This is a genomic window from Leifsonia sp. TF02-11 (assembly GCF_017565305.1).
GTDB lineage: Bacteria > Actinomycetota > Actinomycetes > Actinomycetales > Microbacteriaceae > Leifsonia.
The window spans coordinates 47,246-66,076 of sequence record NZ_JAGEKP010000007.1 but is presented as its reverse complement, the minus strand read 5'-3'; the positions used below and the strand labels follow the sequence as shown (position 1 = coordinate 66,076).

General features: G+C 70.1%; 15 protein-coding genes. 7 read left to right on the top strand and 8 right to left on the bottom strand.

Features of this window, described 5'->3' with window-relative positions; genetic code table 11:
- The first annotated feature begins 298 nt into the window (after positions 1 to 298).
- Together JNB50_RS10570 and JNB50_RS10565 are read left to right on the top strand one after the other, a co-directional pair.
- A complete protein-coding gene (locus tag JNB50_RS10570) occupies positions 299 to 1,888 on the top strand; it encodes a hypothetical protein (protein ID WP_208040097.1) in 1,590 nt (529 codons plus the stop codon).
- A 46-nt stretch (positions 1,889 to 1,934) separates the two neighbouring features.
- On the top strand, positions 1,935 to 3,056 hold the full coding sequence (locus JNB50_RS10565; protein ID WP_208040096.1) for a hypothetical protein: 1,122 nt from the start codon (positions 1,935 to 1,937) through the stop codon (positions 3,054 to 3,056).
- Here JNB50_RS10565 and JNB50_RS10560 read toward each other — a convergent pair.
- The 6 genes from JNB50_RS10560 to lhgO all read right to left on the bottom strand — a co-directional run bounded on the left by JNB50_RS10560 (position 3,037) and on the right by lhgO (position 9,371).
- Positions 3,037 to 3,747, bottom strand: a complete 711-nt coding sequence (locus JNB50_RS10560) for an SOS response-associated peptidase (RefSeq protein WP_208040095.1) — start codon at positions 3,745 to 3,747, stop codon at positions 3,037 to 3,039. The two genes, JNB50_RS10565 and JNB50_RS10560, sit on opposite strands and share 20 nt — an antisense overlap.
- 86 nt (positions 3,748 to 3,833) lie before the next feature.
- Positions 3,834 to 4,847: a hypothetical protein gene (locus tag JNB50_RS10555; RefSeq protein WP_208040094.1), complete on the bottom strand. Its 1,014-nt coding sequence runs from the start codon at positions 4,845 to 4,847 to the stop codon at positions 3,834 to 3,836.
- 93 nt (positions 4,848 to 4,940) lie between these two features.
- On the bottom strand, positions 4,941 to 5,621 hold the full coding sequence (locus JNB50_RS10550) for a hypothetical protein (RefSeq protein WP_208040093.1): 681 nt from the start codon (positions 5,619 to 5,621) through the stop codon (positions 4,941 to 4,943).
- A complete protein-coding gene (locus JNB50_RS10545; RefSeq protein WP_208040092.1) occupies positions 5,618 to 6,265 on the bottom strand; it encodes an acyltransferase in 648 nt (215 codons plus the stop codon). The genes JNB50_RS10550 and JNB50_RS10545 overlap by 4 nt, the downstream gene beginning before the upstream one ends.
- A 52-nt stretch (positions 6,266 to 6,317) precedes the next feature.
- Complete coding sequence (locus JNB50_RS10540; RefSeq protein WP_307794685.1) at positions 6,318 to 7,847, bottom strand: sugar transferase; 1,530 nt, start codon at positions 7,845 to 7,847, stop codon at positions 6,318 to 6,320.
- A gap of 333 nt (positions 7,848 to 8,180) precedes the next feature.
- Positions 8,181 to 9,371 carry an L-2-hydroxyglutarate oxidase gene (gene lhgO, locus JNB50_RS10535; protein WP_208040091.1) on the bottom strand — a complete coding sequence of 397 codons (1,191 nt, stop codon included), beginning with the start codon at positions 9,369 to 9,371 and terminating at the stop codon, positions 8,181 to 8,183.
- A 252-nt stretch (positions 9,372 to 9,623) separates the two neighbouring features.
- Here lhgO and JNB50_RS10530 point away from each other — a divergent pair, with 252 nt between their 5' ends.
- From JNB50_RS10530 to JNB50_RS10510, 5 genes are read left to right on the top strand one after another with little or no spacing between them, the layout of a single operon-like run.
- Positions 9,624 to 12,326, top strand: a complete 2,703-nt coding sequence (locus JNB50_RS10530) for a WecB/TagA/CpsF family glycosyltransferase (RefSeq protein ID WP_208040090.1) — start codon at positions 9,624 to 9,626, stop codon at positions 12,324 to 12,326.
- Positions 12,323 to 13,201 (top strand): glycosyltransferase, encoded by an 879-nt coding sequence (locus tag JNB50_RS10525; protein WP_208040089.1) that lies wholly within the window; start codon positions 12,323 to 12,325, stop codon positions 13,199 to 13,201. Before JNB50_RS10530 ends, JNB50_RS10525 begins: the two co-directional genes overlap by 4 nt.
- Positions 13,198 to 13,899, top strand: coding sequence for a hypothetical protein (locus JNB50_RS10520; protein ID WP_208040088.1), 702 nt, complete (start codon positions 13,198 to 13,200; stop codon positions 13,897 to 13,899). Before JNB50_RS10525 ends, JNB50_RS10520 begins: the two co-directional genes overlap by 4 nt.
- A 17-nt stretch (positions 13,900 to 13,916) precedes the next feature.
- Positions 13,917 to 14,645: a hypothetical protein gene (locus JNB50_RS10515; RefSeq protein ID WP_208040087.1), complete on the top strand. Its 729-nt coding sequence runs from the start codon at positions 13,917 to 13,919 to the stop codon at positions 14,643 to 14,645.
- On the top strand, positions 14,642 to 16,009 hold the full coding sequence (locus tag JNB50_RS10510; RefSeq protein WP_208040086.1) for an O-antigen ligase: 1,368 nt from the start codon (positions 14,642 to 14,644) through the stop codon (positions 16,007 to 16,009). The genes JNB50_RS10515 and JNB50_RS10510 overlap by 4 nt, the downstream gene beginning before the upstream one ends.
- Here the strand turns inward: JNB50_RS10510 and JNB50_RS10505 are convergent.
- Positions 15,956 to 16,888 carry a glycosyltransferase gene (locus JNB50_RS10505; RefSeq protein ID WP_208040085.1) on the bottom strand — a complete coding sequence of 311 codons (933 nt, stop codon included), beginning with the start codon at positions 16,886 to 16,888 and terminating at the stop codon, positions 15,956 to 15,958. The genes JNB50_RS10510 and JNB50_RS10505 overlap by 54 nt on opposite strands.
- The gene (locus tag JNB50_RS25500; protein ID WP_208040084.1) at positions 16,885 to 18,813 is read right to left on the bottom strand and encodes a DUF4082 domain-containing protein; all 1,929 of its coding nucleotides are present in this window, start codon (positions 18,811 to 18,813) and stop codon (positions 16,885 to 16,887) included. Before JNB50_RS25500 ends, JNB50_RS10505 begins: the two co-directional genes overlap by 4 nt.
- Positions 18,814 to 18,831: the final 18 nt, after the last annotated feature.

Here is an 18,831-nt window from a genome sequence, read left to right as displayed (position 1 = left end):
CGCATCACATCGGATGCGGCGTGGTGTCGATCACGGGCAACCGTCTTCCCGATGTGTGTGGGGCGGATCCCGGGTGGCCGGCTTGAGGTCGGCCCCCGGGGTCCGGGCAGTCGACGATCCGGTGAATTCCATCGCACCGGCGGGTGAAATATCCGCAGATTGTGTGTTTCCGCAGTGCTTCCCCAGGGACTCCCCGGAGTCGTCTGATTGGCTGGAGTGCGTTCGCGAGCGCGTGAGAACGAGCGCGCGCGAGAACGAGTGGACGCGATACTTGGGGGCGACGCGATTCTTGGTGGAAATGAGCACGCTGACCACAACTGACCGCCGGACGGACACCGAGCCGCTCCGGGCGGTCCGGCCGTGGACGATCGCAGCCGTGTTCGGGCTCGTCGCGACGATCGTGTGCGCCACGGGCAGCTGGATCCCGTCGCTCTGGGGCGACGAGGCGACGACGCTGATGTCCGCCCGGCGCCCCGTCGCCACCCTCCTGCCGATGCTCTTCCACGTCGACGCCGTGCACGGCCTCTACTACCTCGGTATGCACGGCTGGATCCGGCTTGCGGGCGAGAGCCCGTTCGCGCTCCGTTTCCCGAGCGCCGTCGCGATCGGCTTCGCGGTCGCCGCTGTCACGCTGCTGGCCGGGCGCCGCGGAGGCCCGAAGGCCGCGGTCGTCGCCGGCATCGTCGCGTGCGTGGTCCCGCGCATGACCTACGCCGGCGAGGAGGCGCGGTCGTTCGCCTTCACCGCCGCGGCCGCCGGCTGGCTCACCGTGCTGCTGCTCTGGCTCGTCGACGGAGGCGGCAGGACGGTGCCCGCGTCGGTCCGCCGCGCCTGCTGGGCGGTGTATGGGGTCGGGCTCGCGCTCACGTCCTACCTCTTCCTTTACACCGCATCGATCGCGGTCGCGCATGTTGCGATCCTGCTGTTCTCACGAGCGTCGCGTCCCGCCCTGCGCGCCTGGGCCGTTGCAACCGGCTGTGCACTGGTCGCGGTCGCGCCGCTCGTGCTCCTCGCCTACTTCGAGCGCAGTCAGATCGGCTACCTGGGCAACCAGCCGATCGACCCGGCGACGCTGCTGTGGATGCCGTGGTTCGGCGACGGCTGGGTCGCGCTGGCGGCCTGGGCGTGCATCGCGCTGGCCGTCGGCTCCGCCGCGTACGCACGCTGGGGACGGGCCGGGCGACGGGGGACGTCGACGGCGGCAACGGCCGAGCGGGCTCCCCTTCCGGTGTCCGCCACGCTGGTCGGCGCGTGCTGGTTGATCCTGCCGACCGGCACGCTGCTGCTGGTCAACCTCGCCTTCCCGATGTACACGGCGCGCTACTCGACGTTCGCCGCCCCCGCCGCCGCGCTGCTGATCGCCGAGGGACTGCTCGTGCTCGGGCGCCTCGTCTCCCGCCGCGCCGGCGTGCCCGCCGTTGCGGTGACCGGTGCCGGGCTGCTCGCGTTCGTCGCCGTCTGCGCCCCGGTGTATCTGTCGCAGCGCGGCCCGTACTCGAAGAACAACTCCGACTGGGCCGAGGTCAGCGCGGCGATGGGAGCGGCTGCCGTGCCGGGCGACGCCGTCGTCTTCGACGAGTCCACCAGGCCGTCCCAGCGTCCGCGGCTCGCGATGCGCACGTACCCCGCGGGCTTCACCGCGGTCAGCGACCCCACCCTCCGGACGCCGTACTACCGCAACATCGGCTGGGCCGACCGCGTCTACTCCATCCCGAAGGCCGCAGAGCTGGGCCGTTTCGACGGCGTGCACCGGGTCTGGCTGGTCGAGAACGACGTGGACGGCAGCCTCGACCACGACGGGCTCGCGGAGCTGCAGGCCCTGGGCTTCGAGGAGACCGGGCGCAGCATCCCGACGCACAGGACGCTGCTCATCGAACTGACCAGGTGACGGTGCCCTCTCGGCAGAGCGGGTCCGCCCCGCCTATGCTCGGAGCATGAACACCGCGGTCTCGGCGGAAAGCGTCGGAGAACACCGAGCCGATCGGCTCTCCCGCCGCTTGCAGGCCGCCTCCGTCGAATCGCTCGCGCTTGGCATGGGTGCGCTGGCGTTCGTGGCCGTCGGAGTCGTGGCCTTCTTCGTGTTCGCCGGTCACGATCTCTCGATCGCGGGCGCGGGATCCGTCGGCCAGTTCGCCGCGATCGCCTGCTGCATCGTCGCCCTCGTCTCCTACGGCGGCGGTCGCATCACGACCTGGAGCATCCCCTGGTTCAGCCGCCCCAAGGAGCACCGGTCGCGGCTGGGTGCGGCCGTGGAGGTGTTCGACTCGCTCGCGATCTCGGTCGCGCACGCCGTCGTCGTCCTGCTGCTCTGGACGGTGCTCAGCGACGTGCTCGCGCGGAGCTTCCAGGACGCGCAGGTGTTCGCCCTCCCGGCCACCCTGCTCGTCGGCACCGCAGCGGCCGTCTCGGCGTATTACGTGTTCCTGTCCGCCGCCAACATGAACCCGCTGCTCCTCTCGGCGGTGCTCGCCATCTTCCTGGTGGTGGGAGCCCTGACGAGCATGCTCACCGCCTCCAACCCGCACTGGTGGAAGCAGAATCTGAGTGTGCTCGGCATCAGCGACGACCTGTCGGCGGCGACGTTCAACATCACCGTGATCGTAGGAGGCGTCGTCGTCACGGCCATCGCGCGGTACGCGACCGACAGCGGCAGCCTCGAGCGGAGGCCGACCCGCGGCGAACTGCAGGTGCGCACCGGCCTCATCATCGTCGGTGCGATGCTCGCCTGCGTCGGCCTGTTCCCTGTCGACCGCTTCTTCCTGCTGCACAACACGGCGGCGACCGGGATGGCGGTCGTCTTCTGCATCCTCGCCGTGGGCATCCGCTGGATGATGCCCCACCTCCCGCGCGCGTTCTACGTGCTCGGCTGGGTCTTCATCGGCGTGATCGTGCTGGTGGCCCTGTTCTTCGCGGTCGGCTACTACAACCTCACCGCGGTCGAGCTGGTCGCCGCCGTGCTCATCTTCAGCTGGATCATCGTGTTCCTGCGGATCACGGAGGCGGCGGGGAGCGACGCCCACGACGCGAAGCTCGCCGTCAGCCGTCGATCGGCCTGATCAGCTCCGGCCCGTCGCCCACGACCGGCCCCACGCGGTCGAACACGAGCGCATCCGCCACCGGCAGCGCGGCGCGCACCGCCTCGTCGACCAGCGCCTGGTCGCCGACCACCGTCGGGTCGACCCAGTGATCCCAGAGCTCACGCGGCAGCGGCACCGGGTTGCGGTCGTGGATGTCTGACAGTGTCTGCACCGCGTCCGACGTGAGGATGGTGGCCGTGAGGTGCCAACGCTCCGGGTCGTCGCGCGCGAGCGCGGGATCAGCCCACCACGCGTACAGGCCGGCGAAGCCGAGCAGCTCGCCGTCGGCCGAGTGGATGAAGAACGGCGTCTTCTTCTTGGTCTCCGGGTCGGTCTGCCACTCGTAGTAGCCGCGGGCCGGGATGATCGCGCGCCGGGATGCGACGGAGGCCTTGAACATCGGCTTTTCGGCCGCGGTCTCCGCGCGGGCGTTGAAGGTCGGCACCTTGGTCTTGAGTTCTTTGGACCACGACGGGACGAGCGACCACCGTGCGAGCTCGAGCCGGCGCACGCTCGGCTCGTCCCCCTTCTTGCTCTCGAGGAAGACGGGGATGGGGTCGGTCGGCGCGATGTTCCAGCTCGGTCGCCAGTTGCGGAAGTCTCCGCCCTCTGCGACGAACTCCTGGATCATCTCGTCGGTCTCGGAGTCCAACGCGAATCGTCCGCACATGCGGCCAGCTTAGGCGCGACCACCGACGGCGCGAGAGGCCGCCGACGCCGCGAGAGGCCCGATGCCCCCGGCCTACACGGTCGGCCTCAGCGCACCACCGAGGGCGACCAGGCGTGGTGCAGGAACACCTGTGGTGCGGAGGTCCCGTCGATCGCGACGCTGTAGACGGTGCTGTCCCCGGGCTTCGCCGGGTTGGCGAGGCCGTACAGCAGCGTCGAGCCGTTCAGCCATTCGGCCTGGTCGTCGACACTGTCCGTGATCGGGAGCCGCGTCTCCACCCCTGTCGCGAAGTCGAGCACCGCCAGCGTCCAGTGCTTGACCGCCGGGTTCGTCGAGGTGTTCTTCTTGTAGGCGATCTTGGTGCCGTCCGGCGAGAGCGACGGGCATTCCGCGCCATCGTGGATCGCGACCATCGTGCGACCGCGAAGGTTGCCGCGCACCAGCCAGGTGTGGCCGCCCGAGGCCGCGGTCGCGAAGAAGGTGTTGTCGTCGGAGGCGAAGGTGACTCCCCAGAAGTCCCGGTCCGCGGTCACCGCCGTTCCGTCGACCAGCAGCGTGAAATCCTCGAGGCTTCCGTAGTCCGTGCCGCGCACGGCCGAGATCGTGGTCTCCGTCGAGAACGCCTCGGAGCCGTAGGACGAGCCGGTTACGAACGAGGTCTGCGCGACGAGGGACGAGTCCGCGGAGATCCTGGTGCGGCTGGGCACCCCGGGCAGCGGCCAGCTCTTCAGCTTCGCGCCGGAGCCGTCGTACAGGGTCGCCGTGAACGAGGTCACGGTCCCGCTGTCGGTGTGCAGGCACATCAGGTTCTCGTGGGTCGCATACACCCGGTCGCAGGCGAGTCCGGTGTCCGTCCGCTTCGCCGACGTATCCGCGAGCGGGACGGAGGCGACGTGACCATAGCCCGCGCCGGGGGCGGTGCTGCGGAAGACCAGCAGCTGCCCGGTCGGGAGCGTCGGCGTCGGCGTCGCCGCGGCATCGACGGCCTGGTCGACGCGCGAGCGGTAGTCGGCGTACGCCACGACGCCGTAGGTCACAGCCGCGCCGAGCACCACCACGGTGGCTCCGGAGACGAGCCAGCGCTGCGTGCGCTGTTTCATAGTGTCATCATCCGAGCGGAGCGCAGGGCGCCGCAAGCACGCGTGCGGGGGCCGGGACGCCCGGAGCATGGGACACGAGCCGCACGGACACGGTCAGCTTTTCGCGGTGAAGGTGCCGAAGACCACGTAGCTCGTTCCGGAGTCACCGGGAGTGGCGGTCAGCGTGACGGAGTCGCCGTCGCGCTCGAACCGCACGGAGGTGGCTCCGCCCTGCGCGGGCGCCGGCGAGTCGTACATCCCGTACTTGGCCAGCGCCGCCCGGTAGAACGTGACGATGTCGGTGACGCCCTGGCCGGTCTTCGCCTGCAGGCTGACCTGCAGATGGCTCGCCTGCGACGACACCGAACTGCTCTGGATGCTCGACCCAGGGGCTTGCGGCAGCACGCCCGACGGGTATCCGCTGACCAGCTTGCCCGTCGCGCTCGCGGATGCCGGCAGCGGGGCGCTCACGGGGTACGGCAGCGGCGTGGATGACGGGAGTGCGGGCGTGGGCGTCGGCTGCGCAGGGATGACCTCCGTCGTGTATCGCTTTCCGACAGGCGGCTCCGTCGCCGTTCCACCGGATCCGGTACCGCCGGCGCCGGGAGAGGCCGAGCCCGAGCCCGAGCCGCTCTGCCCACCGGGTGACGACGGCGCGTCGGCGGCGGTCGTCCGGCCCGCCGTGACGGGCACCTGGCCGAGTGCGAAGGCGCCGACTGCGATCACGACAGCCGCGGACAGGCCGACGATGATCCAGGTGCGGTGCGAGGGCCTGCGTCGCGATGTCCCGGTCACGGCTCCTGCCCCTCCCTGCTGAGCACGCCGTGCGCCTCGAGGTATAGCGCACCGGTCTCCGGGCACCGCCAGCGGCGCCCGCCCGAAGCGTCGGGATCGCCGTCGTCCAGGGCGACGAGGGGGAAGCCCGCCTCGCCGACCCAGCCGATGCGGCGGGCAGGGACACCGGCTACCAGCGCGTAATCGGGCACGTCGTTTCGCACGACGGAGCCCGCCGCGACGAGTGCCCAGCATCCGATCTCGACCGGTGCGATGCAGACCGCCCGTGCGCCGATCGACGCTCCGGCGCGAACGGTCACGCCGACCGCGTGCCAGTCGTCGGCCGACTTGAGCGTTCCGTCCGGGTTCACCGCCCGCGGGAAGACATCGTTGGTGAACACGGCGGCCGGGCCGACGAAGACGCCGTCTTCGAGCACGGCCGGCTCGTAGACGAGCGCGTAGTTCTGCAGCTTGCAGTTGTCGCCGATGCGCACGCCCGGCCCGACATAGGAACCGCGCCCGAGGATGCAGTCGTCGCCGACGACGGCGTCCTCGCGGATCTGCGCCAGATGCCAGACGCGCGTGCGTGCGCCGACCCGGGCGCGCGGGTCGACATCGGCGCCCGGTGCGAGTGTCGGCCGGTCTTCGTGTTGTGTGATCGTCATCAGCGTCGCCCCCAGGTCGATGCTCGTTCGGTGGTCGGAGAGTGCGGCGGCGTCAGTAGGCGCCGGTGGGGTGCAGGAGCACGCGGGCGGTGCGCCAGAGGATCACCAGGTCGCCCGTGAGCGACCAGTTCTCCACGTAGTACAGGTCGAGGCGGACGCTCTCCTCCCAGGAGAGGTCGGAGCGGCCGTTGACCTGCCACATCCCCGTGAGACCCGGCTTGATGTACAGCCGACGGTGGACGTGGCTCTCGTACGCGTCGACCTCGCGTCGCAGCGGCGGGCGCGGGCCGACAAGGCTCATGTCGCCGACGAGCACATTCCACAGCTGCGGCAGCTCGTCGATCGAGAACTTGCGGATGAAGTGGCCGATCGGGGTGACCCGGGGGTCGTTCTTCATCTTGAACAGCAGTCCGTTGCCCTCGTTCTTCTCGCTCAGAGCGGCCAGCCGGGCCTCGGCGTCGACCACCATCGAGCGGAACTTGAGCATCGTGAACGTCGTGCCGTTGCGGCCGACGCGCTCCTGGCGGAACAGGGCGGGACCCGGATCGCCGATACGGATGATGAGACCGATCACCAGCATCGGGAGTGCCAGGACGAGCAGGGCCGCGGCGGAGACGACGATGTCGAGCAGCCTCTTGAGCACGTGCTTGCCGCCCTCGAACTGCGGAATCTCCACGTGGATGAGGGGCAGCCCTTCGACGGGGCGGAAGTGGATGCGCGGACCGGCGACGTCGGTCAGCCGCGAGGCCAGCACGAGGTCGGCCGACGTGCCTTCGAGCGCCCAGCCGAGATTGCGGATGAACCGGCTTCCCCCGCGCGGCTGGCCGGCCACGATGACCGTGTCCACGCCGAGCCGGGTGGTCGCCTCGCGCACGTCGCCGAGCCCGCCGACCACGGGCAGCTCCCTGCTGTCGATCGAGACCGCCGAGCGGTCGGGGTCGTCGAGCGCGACGCCCACCACGTGGTAGGCGGCACCGGACTTGGCCTGGATCTGCGAGGCGACGTAGCCGACGTCTTCGGCGTCGCCGACGACGATCGCCCGGGAGAGGTAGTGGTCGTAGCGGCGCTGCGCGATCAGCCACTTGCGCCACAGCCATCGGCTGGCGAGGAGTGCGACGGCGCCGAGCGGGAGAGCGAGGATGAAGTAGCCGCGGGCGATGTCCACCTTCGCGACCAGGAAGACGATGGCGAGTACGCCGAATGTCAGCGCGCTCGCCGAGACGACGCGGCGGTACTCGGTGAGACCCATACCGCAGACCCGCGCGTCACGCGTGTGCCCTGCCGACAGCGCGATCGACCAGCTGAGGCCGATCAGCAGCGAGATCATCAGGTACGGCACCGGCAGACCGGAGACCTGCGTCGCGACGTCGTCCGGGCCGAAGCGCAGCACGAAGGCCGCGCCGATCGCGGCGACGATGATGGCGGTGTCCGTGGTGCGGAGCCGCCAGAGGTACGAGTGCGACCACGGCCGCCCCTGATGCCGGTACTCCTCCGCCTGTTCGTCGCCCGGGGAGCGACGCCACGTCGAGGAGGTGCGGCCGGACAGCTTTCGGGTCAGCTGGCGCGGGCGGATGACGGTCACTGCGTGTTCCCCTTCCCCGGAACGAATTGCGATGCACGCCCGTGGACAGGGCCGGCGACGGCTGGGGGAAAGCCGTGGTCTCGAACGGCTTCGCCGCCGCCGGCCCCGCGTGGGAGGGCGCTCGTGGGACGCCGCCACGCGCTGTGCGCGGGGTGTCGCGGGCTCGGGTTGCTCGCAGTTCTCACGTTCGCCCCCTGCTTTTCGGGTTCCACAGGTGCATTTCGGGTGGACGAGGTGGAGACCGAAAAAGTGATCTTTCCTCACCTGTCGCAAAAGTGAGAATACATCGCTTTTGGGAGGGGCCCGCCACCCCCTTTCCGGGGGGCGGCGGAGTCAGCGCGCCGCGTTCAGCCCAGCGGCCTGCAGGATCGAGGCCGCGATCTCCAGGGCACTGGTCGCCGCCGGCGAGGGGGCGTTCAGCACGTGCACTTGATGCTCGGAGCGCTGGATCACGAAGTCGTCCACCAGGCTCCCGTCCCTCCGCACCGCTTGGGCGCGGACGCCGGCTCCCGCCCGCGTCAGATCGTCGGCGACGATCTCCGGCACGAGCCGGGCCAGACTGCTCGCGAAGAGCCGCTTGCTCAACGAGCGCGCCACCTCCCGAGCACCGGTGCCGAGGTGATGGGATGCCATCCTGAGCAGTCCGGGATAGCCGATCGAGTCGGCCAGGTCGCGGAGGTCGACATCGCGCCAGCGATAGCCCTCGCGCGCCAGGGCGAGCACCGCGTTCGGTCCAGCGTGCACGGAGCCGTCGATCATGCGGGTGAGGTGCACCCCCAGGAACGGCAGCGCCGGGTCCGGGACGGGGTAGATGAGGCCGCGTACGAGCTGTCGCCGCTCGAGCCTGAGCTCGTAATACTCGCCGCGAAAGGGCACGATCCGGACGTCGGGCTCGACCCCGGCGAGCGCGGCGATCCGGTCCGCGTGGAGACCGCCGCAGTTCACCAGGAGGTCACCCCGGGTCTCGCCACTCGTGTGCTCCACGACGACGCCGCCCGGCAGGGTCGCGATGCCGGTGACTTTCGTGCCGAGGAGGATCTCCGCTCCGTGCTCTTCGGCTTGGCGGGCGAGCTCCCGACACACGGCCGGATAGTCGATGATCGCGGTCGTCTCCACCCGCAACGCACCGAGGGCCCACACGTTGGGCTCGAAGTCCGCGACCTCGTCGGGGCCGATGAGCCGGCAGGGGACGCCGTTGGCGATCGCGCGGCGGTGGAGCTCGCCCAGGCCGGGCAGCTCACGATCCTCGACCGCGACGATGAGCTTGCCCGTCACGGCATGCGGGATGCCGTGCTCGCGGGCGAAGGCCACCATCGACGCGTTGCCTGCCGTGCACATCCGGGCCTTGAGCGAGCCTGGCTTGTAGTAGGGCCCGGCGTGGACGACGCCGCTGTTGTGACCGGTCTGGTGCGCCGCCAGGCGCTCTTCCTTCTCGATCACGGTCACCGGGTGGCCTGCATGTGCGGCGCGCGCCGCCACAGCGAGGCCGAGGATGCCCCCGCCGATTACGACGATCCGTCCCATGCGTTCTCCCTCCCGGCCGAGCGCGGCGCAGGGCGTGGTGCCCACCGCCGAGCACGCCCCGACGGCGCGATACTACCCATATCCCGATAAAGATGAGAATGATTCACCCCCGCTCTGGGGTAATCGAGAATTCCTCACTCTCACGTACGATTGACCTGGAAGTGAGTGATGATCACTTCTATCGCCAGGTCTCGTGGCGACGAACACGCCGACGGAACCGCGCGAGGACTCCGACCCGAAGGGAGCTGCGCGATGAGCCGCAGAGCCACGCCCGCACCGCGCGGGTCCGACGCCGCCGCGGTCCAGCTCGACACCCCGTCGCGGGTGACCATCGCCGGCACCGCCGTCGACCTGATGAGCTTCGACGACGCACTGCGGATCATCGAGGGCCACTGGAACATCCCGCAGGCGACACCGCTCGCTGTGTGCTCGGTCAACCTCGACCACATCCACCACTTCGGCCACAACGGCCGCTGGCACGGCACCGGTTCGCGCAGCAGCGGCGGCGTCGAATGGCTCAACCTCATCGACGGCGCCCCGATCGCGCGCAAACTGGAACGGGACACCGGGGCGTCGTGGCCGCGCCTCGCCGGGAGCGACCTGATCGGCCCCCTCCTGGAACGTGTCGTGGAGCACGGGATGCGCGTCGGGTTCCTCGGCGGATCTCCCGAGACGCATGACGCACTCCGGAAGCGGCTCGCGCTGGAGCGTCCCGCACTCTCCGTGTCCGGGATGTGGTCGCCCTCCGCTCGTGAGCTCGCCGATCCGGTCTCCTCCCGCCTCATCGCGCAGGAGATCGCCGAGGCGGGGACGGACGTCCTGGTCGTCTGCATCGGCAAGCCGCGCCAGGAAGTGTGGATCGCCGAGTACGGCGAGCTCACCGGCGCGCGCACCCTCCTGGCGTTCGGCGCCGTCGTCGACTTCCTCGCGGGACGCATCGAGCGCGCACCGCGCTGGGTGTCGGATCACGGACTCGAGTGGGCGTGGCGGTTCGCCCTGGAGCCGCGACGGCTCGCGCAGCGCTACCTCGTCCAGGGTCCGCCGGCCTATGCCGCCGTCCGACGCTCCCGCATCGAGGTCATCCCCCTGGGATCGTCCGGTTCGACCGCTCTCCCCGCGGGGATGATCACCCCGGCGATCCCGGCCGCTGCTCCTCCGGCCGACCCTTCCGGTACCTTCGCCGGCCCCGCCGAGACCGCCGAGGTCACCGTCGTCACCGTCACGTACAATAGTGCGTCGCACATCGACGCGCTCATCGCGTCCCTCCGCGTCGAGGCGCGGACGACGCGACTCCGCCTCGTCGTGGCGGACAACTCGTCCACCGACGACACGGTGGCCCGGCTGGCCGACCAGCCGGACATCACGATCGTCCGGGTCGCAGGCAACGTCGGCTACGCCGGCGGCATCAACGCGGCGCTCGGCGCCGCCGGCGCATCGGATGCCCTGCTCGTGCTCAACCCCGACCTGACGGTCGAGCCGGGAGCGGTCCGCGCACTGCTCGGCCGGATGGACCGGACCGGCGCCGGAATCGTGGTGCCTGCCATCCGCGACAGCACCGGAGCGCCGTACCCGTCCCTGCGCCGTGAGCCCACGGTCACCCGTTCACTGGGCGACGCCCTCTGGGGGGAGCGGTGGCGCGGGCGCGGCGCGCGGCTCTCCGAGATCGACTGGGACACGACGAGCTACGACTACCCGCACCGGATCGACTGGGCCACGGGAGCAGCACTCCTGATCCGCCGCGACCTGGCGGACCGGCTCGGCCCCTGGGACGAGCGCTTCTTCCTCTATTCGGAGGAGACCGAGTACTTCCACCGCGCTCGCAAGGCAGGCGAGACCGTCTGGTTCACCCCGGACGCGATCGTCCGGCACGAGCAGGGCGGCTCGGGAGTCCGTCCCGAGTTCACGGCGCTGATGGCGGTCAACCGCGTCCGCTACGCGCGAGCGACGTCATCGCCCGCACGGGTGTTCGGAGTGCACGCGGTCGCCGTCCTGCACGCAGCCCTCCGTGCGAACCAGCCCGCTCAGCGCGCCGCTCTGAAAGCGCTGTTGCGCCCCGTCTCGTGGGAGTCGCTCCCGCACGCGACGAGCAGCGCGGAGCCGACGCAGGCAGCGCAGGACCGGCAGCAGGAGCGCGCGGACGACACGACCGCCGGAAGCATCATCATCCCGGCCCACAACGAGGAGGCGGTCATCCGGCGCACGCTCCGCGCCCTCGCCCCGGCGATCGAGAGCGGCTCCCTCGAGGTCATCGTCGCCTGCAACGGCTGCACGGACGGGACCGCTCACGCGGCCGGCGGCCACCCCAACGTCCGGGTGCTCGATCTCGCCGAGCCGTCCAAGCCCGCCGCCCTGAACGCCGGCGACCGCGCTGCCACCCGCTGGCCCCGTATGTACTTGGACGCCGACATCGAGATCTCTCCCGGCGCGGTCGCGGCGGTGTTCGGCGCGCTCCAGAACGGCGGCGCCCTCGCCGCGCGCCCCGGTCTCCGGTACGACACCGCCGGCGCCGATCCGCTCGTCCGGGCGTATTACCGGGCCCGCGTGCGTGCGGCCTCGCCGGAGGCCGCACTGTGGGGCGCGGGCGCCTACGCCGTCTCGGAGGACGGCCACCGACGGTTCGCCGAGTTCCCCGCGCTGATCGCGGACGACCTCTGGATCGACGGTCAGTTCGCCGATGGGGAGAAGCTCATCCTGCCGACCACCCCGGCGATCGTGCGCACACCGCGGACCAGCAGAGACCTCGCCGCGACGCTGCGCCGCGTCCAGCGCGGCAATGCCGAGGTCGGCGGGACGACGCCCGGTCGCACGCTGCGGCGGGTGATGGGGAGCGTCCGCGGCCCGCTCAGCGCGGCCGACGCACTCGTCTACATCGTCTTCGCCCTGGTGGCCAGGAGACCCGCACGCGTCGCCCAGGGCTGGGAACGCGATGCGAGCAGCAGGAGCGACGTCCGATGAGCGACGATTTCGACCACGTGATCCTCACCCGCTTCAACCTCCCCTCCACCGGGTACGAGAGCATCGTCCGCGCGCAGGACGGCTGGCTGCGCTCGCGCGTCGCGCTGTTCGAGAAGTACTGCCTGCCGTCCGTGCTCGCCCAGACCGTCACCGACGCGACCTGGATCATCTACTTCGACCCGGAGAGCCCCTCCTGGCTCACAGAGTGGATCGAACCGCACGCCGCCGCAGGGTCGTTCACACCCGTCTTCCGCGACGTGGTGACGACCAAGGACATGCTGCAGGACATCGAGCACGCCATCGGGACGCCGCGGCTCGGTCTGATCACCACCAACCTCGACAACGACGACGCGCTCGCGACCGACTTCGTGGAGCGGATCCAGGCGGCTGCGCCGCACGGACAGCGCACCGCCGTCTACGCCGGACGGGGCCTGATCGCCGACCGCCACGGCGTCTACACTCGCGTCGACCGCTACAACGCGTTCTGCACGGTCGCCGAGCCCTGGGCGGGTGCGGTGACGTGCTGGTCCGATTGGCACAACCGCCTCCCGCTCTCGATGAAGGCGCTGACGCTCGCGGGCGCACCCGGCTGGCTGCAGGTGGTGCACGGCGAGAACGTGAGCAATCGGGTCCGGGGCCGGCTGGCACGCCCGGCGGCCTACGCCGACCTCTTCCCCGGGCTGCTCGACGAGGTCCCCGCGCCCTCGCGGGGCGCTCTCCTCAGAGACCGCCTGGTCTCCGGTCCCGCGCGCGCGACGCGCGAGTCCGTCCGCAGCGCGGCGAAGGCCGCCACGATCGCCGTCCTCGGACCTCGCGGTCTCGACTCCGTGAAGCTGCACTTCGCGAGCGGACGCCGACGGAAGGCGGCGACATGACCACGTGGGACGTCTTCCAGATCCTGCGGGCGCGCTGGTATGCGGCCATTGCGATCGTGCTCTGCGGTGGCATCGCCTTCCTCACGCTGTCGCACCAGCCGGGGGTCTACTACACCGGGACGACGGTCTACTTCCGCTCCCCCGGCAGCGGCGTCTCGATCGCACAGGACTGGCAGCGCAGTTCGCTCGTCGCCTTCGCCGCCACCGTCGAGAGGATCTACGACGGCGGCAAGCCCGCCGATCGCCTCGGCGAGAGCGCGACCCTCCAGGGCGCGGGCATCACCCGCGGGAGCAGCGTCCTGCTCCCGAACATGGGCGGCCAGTGGCAGTACAGTTTCGACACCCCTGGCCTGAACGTGAAGGCGGCAGGGCCGACGCCCGAGTGGGTGCGCACAACGCTCGCCACGGAGATCGCCCGGATCCGCGCGATCGCCGCCCACCAGCAAGAGGTGACCGGGGTCTCCGCGGAGAACCGCATCTCGGTCGACGTCTCCCCCGCGAGCCCATCGATCGGATACTCCTTCACGACCAACGCCATGAAGATGCGCGCGCTCGGCGCGGTCGGGCTCCTGACGGTCTTCGCGGCCGTCGGCGGCACCGTGCTCATCGATCTGCTCGCCCGACTTCGCCGCTACCGCAAACTCGACCGCGAACTGCAGCTCACGCTGGCTGCCTACAGGGGGGAGATCCCGTCATGAACGCCAAGAGGATCGGAATGAGCCTCCTGAGGCGCTGGTACATCACCGTACCCGCACTCCTGCTCGCCGCGGTGCTGTGCCTGATGTCGTACAACAAGACCTCGCCGACGTACGAGAGGACCGCGAGCGTGGTCCTCATCCCCGGCAAGGGCAGCGTCCCGGTCGGAGGAAACCCCTATTACTACCTCGGCGGGCTCAGCCAGGCCACCGACGTCCTCGTCCGCTCGATGAACTCCAAGACCGTGACCGGCGACATCCTCGCGGACTACCCGAATGTGACCGCGAGCGTCGCCCGCGACCTGACGACCAGCGGGCCGGTGGTCGTCGTCACCGTGGACGGCGTGAAGGACAACGACGTGGCCCGCGTGCTCGACGCGGTCGTCGCGGCGGTCCCCACCACGCTGAACACGCTTCAGAACGATGCGCAGGTGCCGGCCGAGTCGCGGATCAGCAGCCTCACGCTCACCCAGGACGACGCTCCCAAGCTCATCCAGAAGGCCAGGTACACCACGCTCGGGTTCATCGCCGTCGGCTCGCTCGTCGCGGTGGTCCTGCTCGTCGGCTTGCTCGACGGGCTGATCGGCATGCTGAAGCGTCAGCGGCAGGAGGCGAAGGCGCTCAAGGCGAGCCTCGCCGCCGCGGGCCAGCAGAGCCGCCCCTCGCGCGTCTGGAGTCGGTCCCGCGCGGGCGGCGGCGACCACGGGCGTCACCACGACGAGCCGTCGGGGCGTGAAGACGCGGTATGAGCACCACCTCGCCGAGCACCCCGGCAACGACGGCCGAGGCCGCCGCCGCAGCCGATGCGCGCGCGCAGGCGGGATACGGGGTCACGGCGCTCACGGTCTACCTCGTGCTGCTCTACGCCGTCCCCTCCAGCCTGTCGATCTCGTCGCTCGGTTCGGCCGCCGGACGGCCGGCGACGATGTGGGCGCTCTTCTGCACCCTGGGCTGGATGTGGTACCAGCTCCAGCGCACGGAACGGCACGTCGGCGTCCGCCAGCCGCTCCGCTACGCGGCGGCCGGGTTCGCCGTGGCGGTGCTGGCGAGCTACTCCTGGGCGATGCTGCGCGGAATTCCCACGAACGAGGTCACCGTGGCCGATAACGGCGTCATCCGCACGGTCGCGCTCCTGGGGATCGTGGTCACGGCGCTCGACGGCATCCTGACCGCGAACGGCCTCATCACGGTGCTCCGCCGGCTGGCCACACTGGGCGGACTGATGGCGACGCTGGGAATCGCGCAGTTCACCACCGGAGATTCACTCCTCGGCTGGCTGGCAGTGCCCGGGATGTCCGACGACGCGCTCGCCGGTGTCGACACCCGCGGCGGCTTCATCCGGGCCTCGGGAACGGCCACGCACCCGCTGGAGTACGGCGTCGTGCTCGCCGCCGCCTTCCCCGTCGCCCTGACGTTCGCGCTCCGCCGCGACACCCGTCACCGCGCACTGCACGTGCTCAACGCCGCTGTCATCGCGGTGGCCATCCTGCTGTCGGTGTCACGGTCGGCCATCATCGGGCTGGTCGCCGCCCTGCTCGTCCTCTTCGTCACCTGGCCGTGGAAGCGGAAGCTCGCCGCCCTGGTCACCGCCGCAGTCGGCGTCACCGCCATCGGCTTCACGGTGCCGGGGATGCTGGGCACGCTCCGCGGGCTGTTCGGCGGCATCTCGACCGACACGAGCACCGTCTCCCGGATCGACGGCTTCGCGAGCGCTCTGGAGTTCTTCCAGCGCTTCCCGGTCGTCGGCAAGGGGTTCGGCACCTTCCTGCCGGTCTACTACATCCTCGACAACGAGTACTTCGTCCTGGCGATCGAGCTGGGGATCGTCGGACTGCTCGCCGTGGCCGCGCTCCTCGGGTTCTCCGTTTGGAGCGCCGCGACCGCGCGGCGCACGGCGGTGACGGAACTGCAGAAGGAGCTCTCCCAGGCGCTCGTCGCAGCGGTCGTCGCCACCGGAGTCCTGTTCGCGTTCTTCGACGGGCTCACGTTCCCGATGGCGGCGGGCACGCTGTTCGTGCTCTTCGGCCTGTGCGGCGCCGCGCGGCGCACGTTCCGGCCGTCAGCGGCCGGACCGCTCAGGGCCGACGGCCGCCGCTCCTCCGTCGCCGCGTGATCCGGAGCGCGGAGCGAACACCGAGGCGGCCAGGTCGACGATCCGCGACGGCTTGCGGAGCAAGCGCATCACGATCCTTCCGCCGTCGCGTATCCGGTCGCGCAGATACTGCGGGTCGCCGGGACGCAGTCCCAACTCGCTCGAGAAGTACGGCTGCACCCGAGCGCGCCGCGCCCGGAGCCCGACGCGCTCGTTGAGGGTGTTGTCGTCGTGGATCACTTGCAGCCACATCGGGTGCGGGGTCTTGACGTTGCGCACCGGCGCGACGGTGTCGATGGCGAAGTGACGCGACGCGAAGACGGTCGTCGGGCGTTCTGAGCCGACCTCCTCGATCAGCGAGACGAAGGGGTTCCGCGGGTAGGGGCGCAGGTACACCTTGCCGTCGGCGAGCTGCGATCCGTCGACCAGGTTGACGAACTCCATCCGCTGACCTTCGTACTCCGCCTGGACGCGCTCGACGAAGTCGTCGGCGATGGCGTCGTCGTTGTCGAGCCGGGTCGTGATCAGGTGCGACGCGGTGAGGGCGGGGCGAAGCGCCTCCTTCACGACGTCGACGTCGAAGAACCCGTCGACCCAGACCGGCTGGAAGCGGGCGTCGCCGAGCGCCTCCACCTCGGCCCTGAACCAATCGGGGCTGCCGGCGTCGAAGAAGAGGAGCCAGCGGAAATCGCGCACCGTCTGTGCCCGGACGCAGGGCAGACAGTAGCGGCGGAAGAGGGCCAGCCGCTCCTGCAGCCACTCGTCCGTCGCCGCGTGCGGGTACATCTCCATCCGCACGTTGAACCGAGTCAGGATGACGTGCTCGAAGTCGCCGCGGCCCGTCGTGCCCATGTGGTCCCTCCCCAGGTAACGGGCCGCGACGCCTTCGAGTGCGCTCATCGGGCGGGCGGCGTGATCTTGTAGACGTGGAAGTCGCTCTCCTGAGCGAAGGTATCCGTGAACGAGCCGTTCACGACAGGGATCGTGCGGTTCTCGTTGAGCACCTGGACCGAGGTCGCGCCGGCGAGCGCCGGCGGAAGCGCGAAGGTGCGCGATCCCGGAGACGAGTTCTGGTCGCCGCTGATCATCGAGAAGACGTACGCCGAGCCGTCCTTGTACTTCAGCATCGTGTCCAGGTTCGGGCCGAAGCTGTACTTATACGACTGCGTGTTCAGGACGGGGGCGAGCGACTGGATGACGGTGTTGACCTGCTTCATCGCGTTGGCGTTCGCCGCCGCGCACCCCTTGGGGTCGACCTGAACCGTGCGCAGCAGGTTGCCGCTGACGCATGTGCCGGTGAAGCTCTGGTTGAAGTAGACGATGCCGCGCGCCTCGTGGATGATCGAGTTCATCACCGCACCCTTCAGCTGCGCAGGCGAGATGTAGTAAGGGTCGCCGCCCATCATCTCGACGAAGTTCCAGACAGGCTTGAGCTGCCCGGCCGCCGCCACTCTGGCGCGCACCGAGTCGACAGTCTTCCCGTAGCTGGAGGCGGTGCGGCAGTGCGCCTGGTTCACCGGCACGTACGAGTAGTCGCGGTACGGCGTCTGGCTGCAGTGCGGGTCGGTGTACCAGTAGGCGTCCACCGAGACGGGGCCGTCGACCAGGCTGAGGTATTTCTCGTCCGCCGCCAGTTGCGCTGCGTTGTAGTTGCTCGCGACGATCGCGGTGAAGTTCGCGTATGAGAACCGGCCGTTGCCCGCGACCTCGGCTGCCTGCTGACCCAGATACTCGATCCCGGCAGCCGGCGGGTCGTAGCGGCCGTCGATCTCGTCGCCGAGGAAGTTGCCCGACCACGCGCTGCCGTTGTCCGGGAACGTCTCGTTCAGCTTTCCACCGATCCACTTCAGCCCGTTGTCCGCGAACACGGAGTAGTCCACGGTCGGATTGGTCTCGATGTAGCTGTTGATGCCATAGCTCTTGTCGAACTTCGCGTTCGCGTCGGTGTCGAGACTGTCCCACCAGATGCCGATCGGGAAGAACGACGGGTCGGTCCAGCCGCCCGCCTTGCTGATCGCGAACTTGTCGTAGAAGGCCGGGCCGCCCTCCCACGGGATGGTCGGCAGGCCGAGCGCGGCGTTTCCGCCCGACGGCGGTGCCGTGCCCGTGTTCGTGGGCGTCGGCGTGCGCGTGGGGGTTGGGGTCGGAGTAGGGGACGGCGTGATCGACGGTGTCTGCGTCGGGGCGGACGACGGCGTGCCCGTCACGGGCGGGAGTTCGCCGCTCGGGACGAAGTTGACGTCGACGTAATAGTTGGAGTTCTTCCAGTTCGAAGTCGGGAATCCGCCCTTGGGGCCGTAGCGGTAGACACCGCTGCCGACGTCGGCGACCAGATGGCCTCGCTGATCCTGCGGCGTGAAGTACCCGGTGTCGTCGGCGTAGCGGCCCACGGGCGCGAGGTACGAGACGGTGTACCAGGCGCCGGCGGTCACGGACACCGACTTGGCGAAGGAAGCCGATTGCCAGCCCGACGCCGATTCGCCCGAGAAGGTGACCTTGGCGATTCGTTTGCCGCGCGAATCCCAGAGCGATCCGGTGTGGGTTCCCCTGTTGCCCGTGCTCTTGTAGAAGCGGACTCCGGTGACCCGGCCGTCGACGGTGGGGCTGAACCGCATCCCGAGTTCGACCGGGATGTTGTCCGGGTCGGTGTCGGTGGTCGGCACGGCGTTGCCGAGGTACGTCTCTGCGGCGCGCGGCGCCGCCATGACTGCGAGGGGGGCGACGATCACCGCGAGCACGGCCAGCGATGCGAGGACGATGGTTCGAGCGCGGAGCCGGATGTGGCGAGCGCGGCGACGCTGCTCGGTGATCAGGGCGCGAGACATGAAAGACTCCTCAGAGTA

Bases quoted from the DNA above. Each gene is read 5' to 3' on its own strand.
- JNB50_RS10560 (WP_208040095.1), bottom strand. From the start codon at position 3,747: ATGTGCGGACGATTCGCGTTGGACTCCGAGACCGACGAGATGATCCAG.
- JNB50_RS10520 (WP_208040088.1), top strand. From the start codon at position 13,198: ATGACCACGTGGGACGTCTTCCAGATCCTGCGGGCGCGCTGGTATGCG.
- JNB50_RS25500 (WP_208040084.1), bottom strand. From the start codon at position 18,813: ATGTCTCGCGCCCTGATCACCGAGCAGCGTCGCCGCGCTCGCCACATC.
- lhgO (WP_208040091.1), bottom strand. From the start codon at position 9,371: ATGGGACGGATCGTCGTAATCGGCGGGGGCATCCTCGGCCTCGCTGTG.
- JNB50_RS10505 (WP_208040085.1), bottom strand. From the start codon at position 16,888: ATGAGCGCACTCGAAGGCGTCGCGGCCCGTTACCTGGGGAGGGACCAC.
- JNB50_RS10530 (WP_208040090.1), top strand. From the start codon at position 9,624: ATGAGCCGCAGAGCCACGCCCGCACCGCGCGGGTCCGACGCCGCCGCG.
- JNB50_RS10545 (WP_208040092.1), bottom strand. From the start codon at position 6,265: ATGACGATCACACAACACGAAGACCGGCCGACACTCGCACCGGGCGCC.
- JNB50_RS10555 (WP_208040094.1), bottom strand. From the start codon at position 4,847: ATGAAACAGCGCACGCAGCGCTGGCTCGTCTCCGGAGCCACCGTGGTG.
- JNB50_RS10510 (WP_208040086.1), top strand. From the start codon at position 14,642: ATGAGCACCACCTCGCCGAGCACCCCGGCAACGACGGCCGAGGCCGCC.
- JNB50_RS10515 (WP_208040087.1), top strand. From the start codon at position 13,917: ATGAGCCTCCTGAGGCGCTGGTACATCACCGTACCCGCACTCCTGCTC.
- JNB50_RS10565 (WP_208040096.1), top strand. From the start codon at position 1,935: ATGAACACCGCGGTCTCGGCGGAAAGCGTCGGAGAACACCGAGCCGAT.
- JNB50_RS10570 (WP_208040097.1), top strand. From the start codon at position 299: ATGAGCACGCTGACCACAACTGACCGCCGGACGGACACCGAGCCGCTC.
- JNB50_RS10525 (WP_208040089.1), top strand. From the start codon at position 12,323: ATGAGCGACGATTTCGACCACGTGATCCTCACCCGCTTCAACCTCCCC.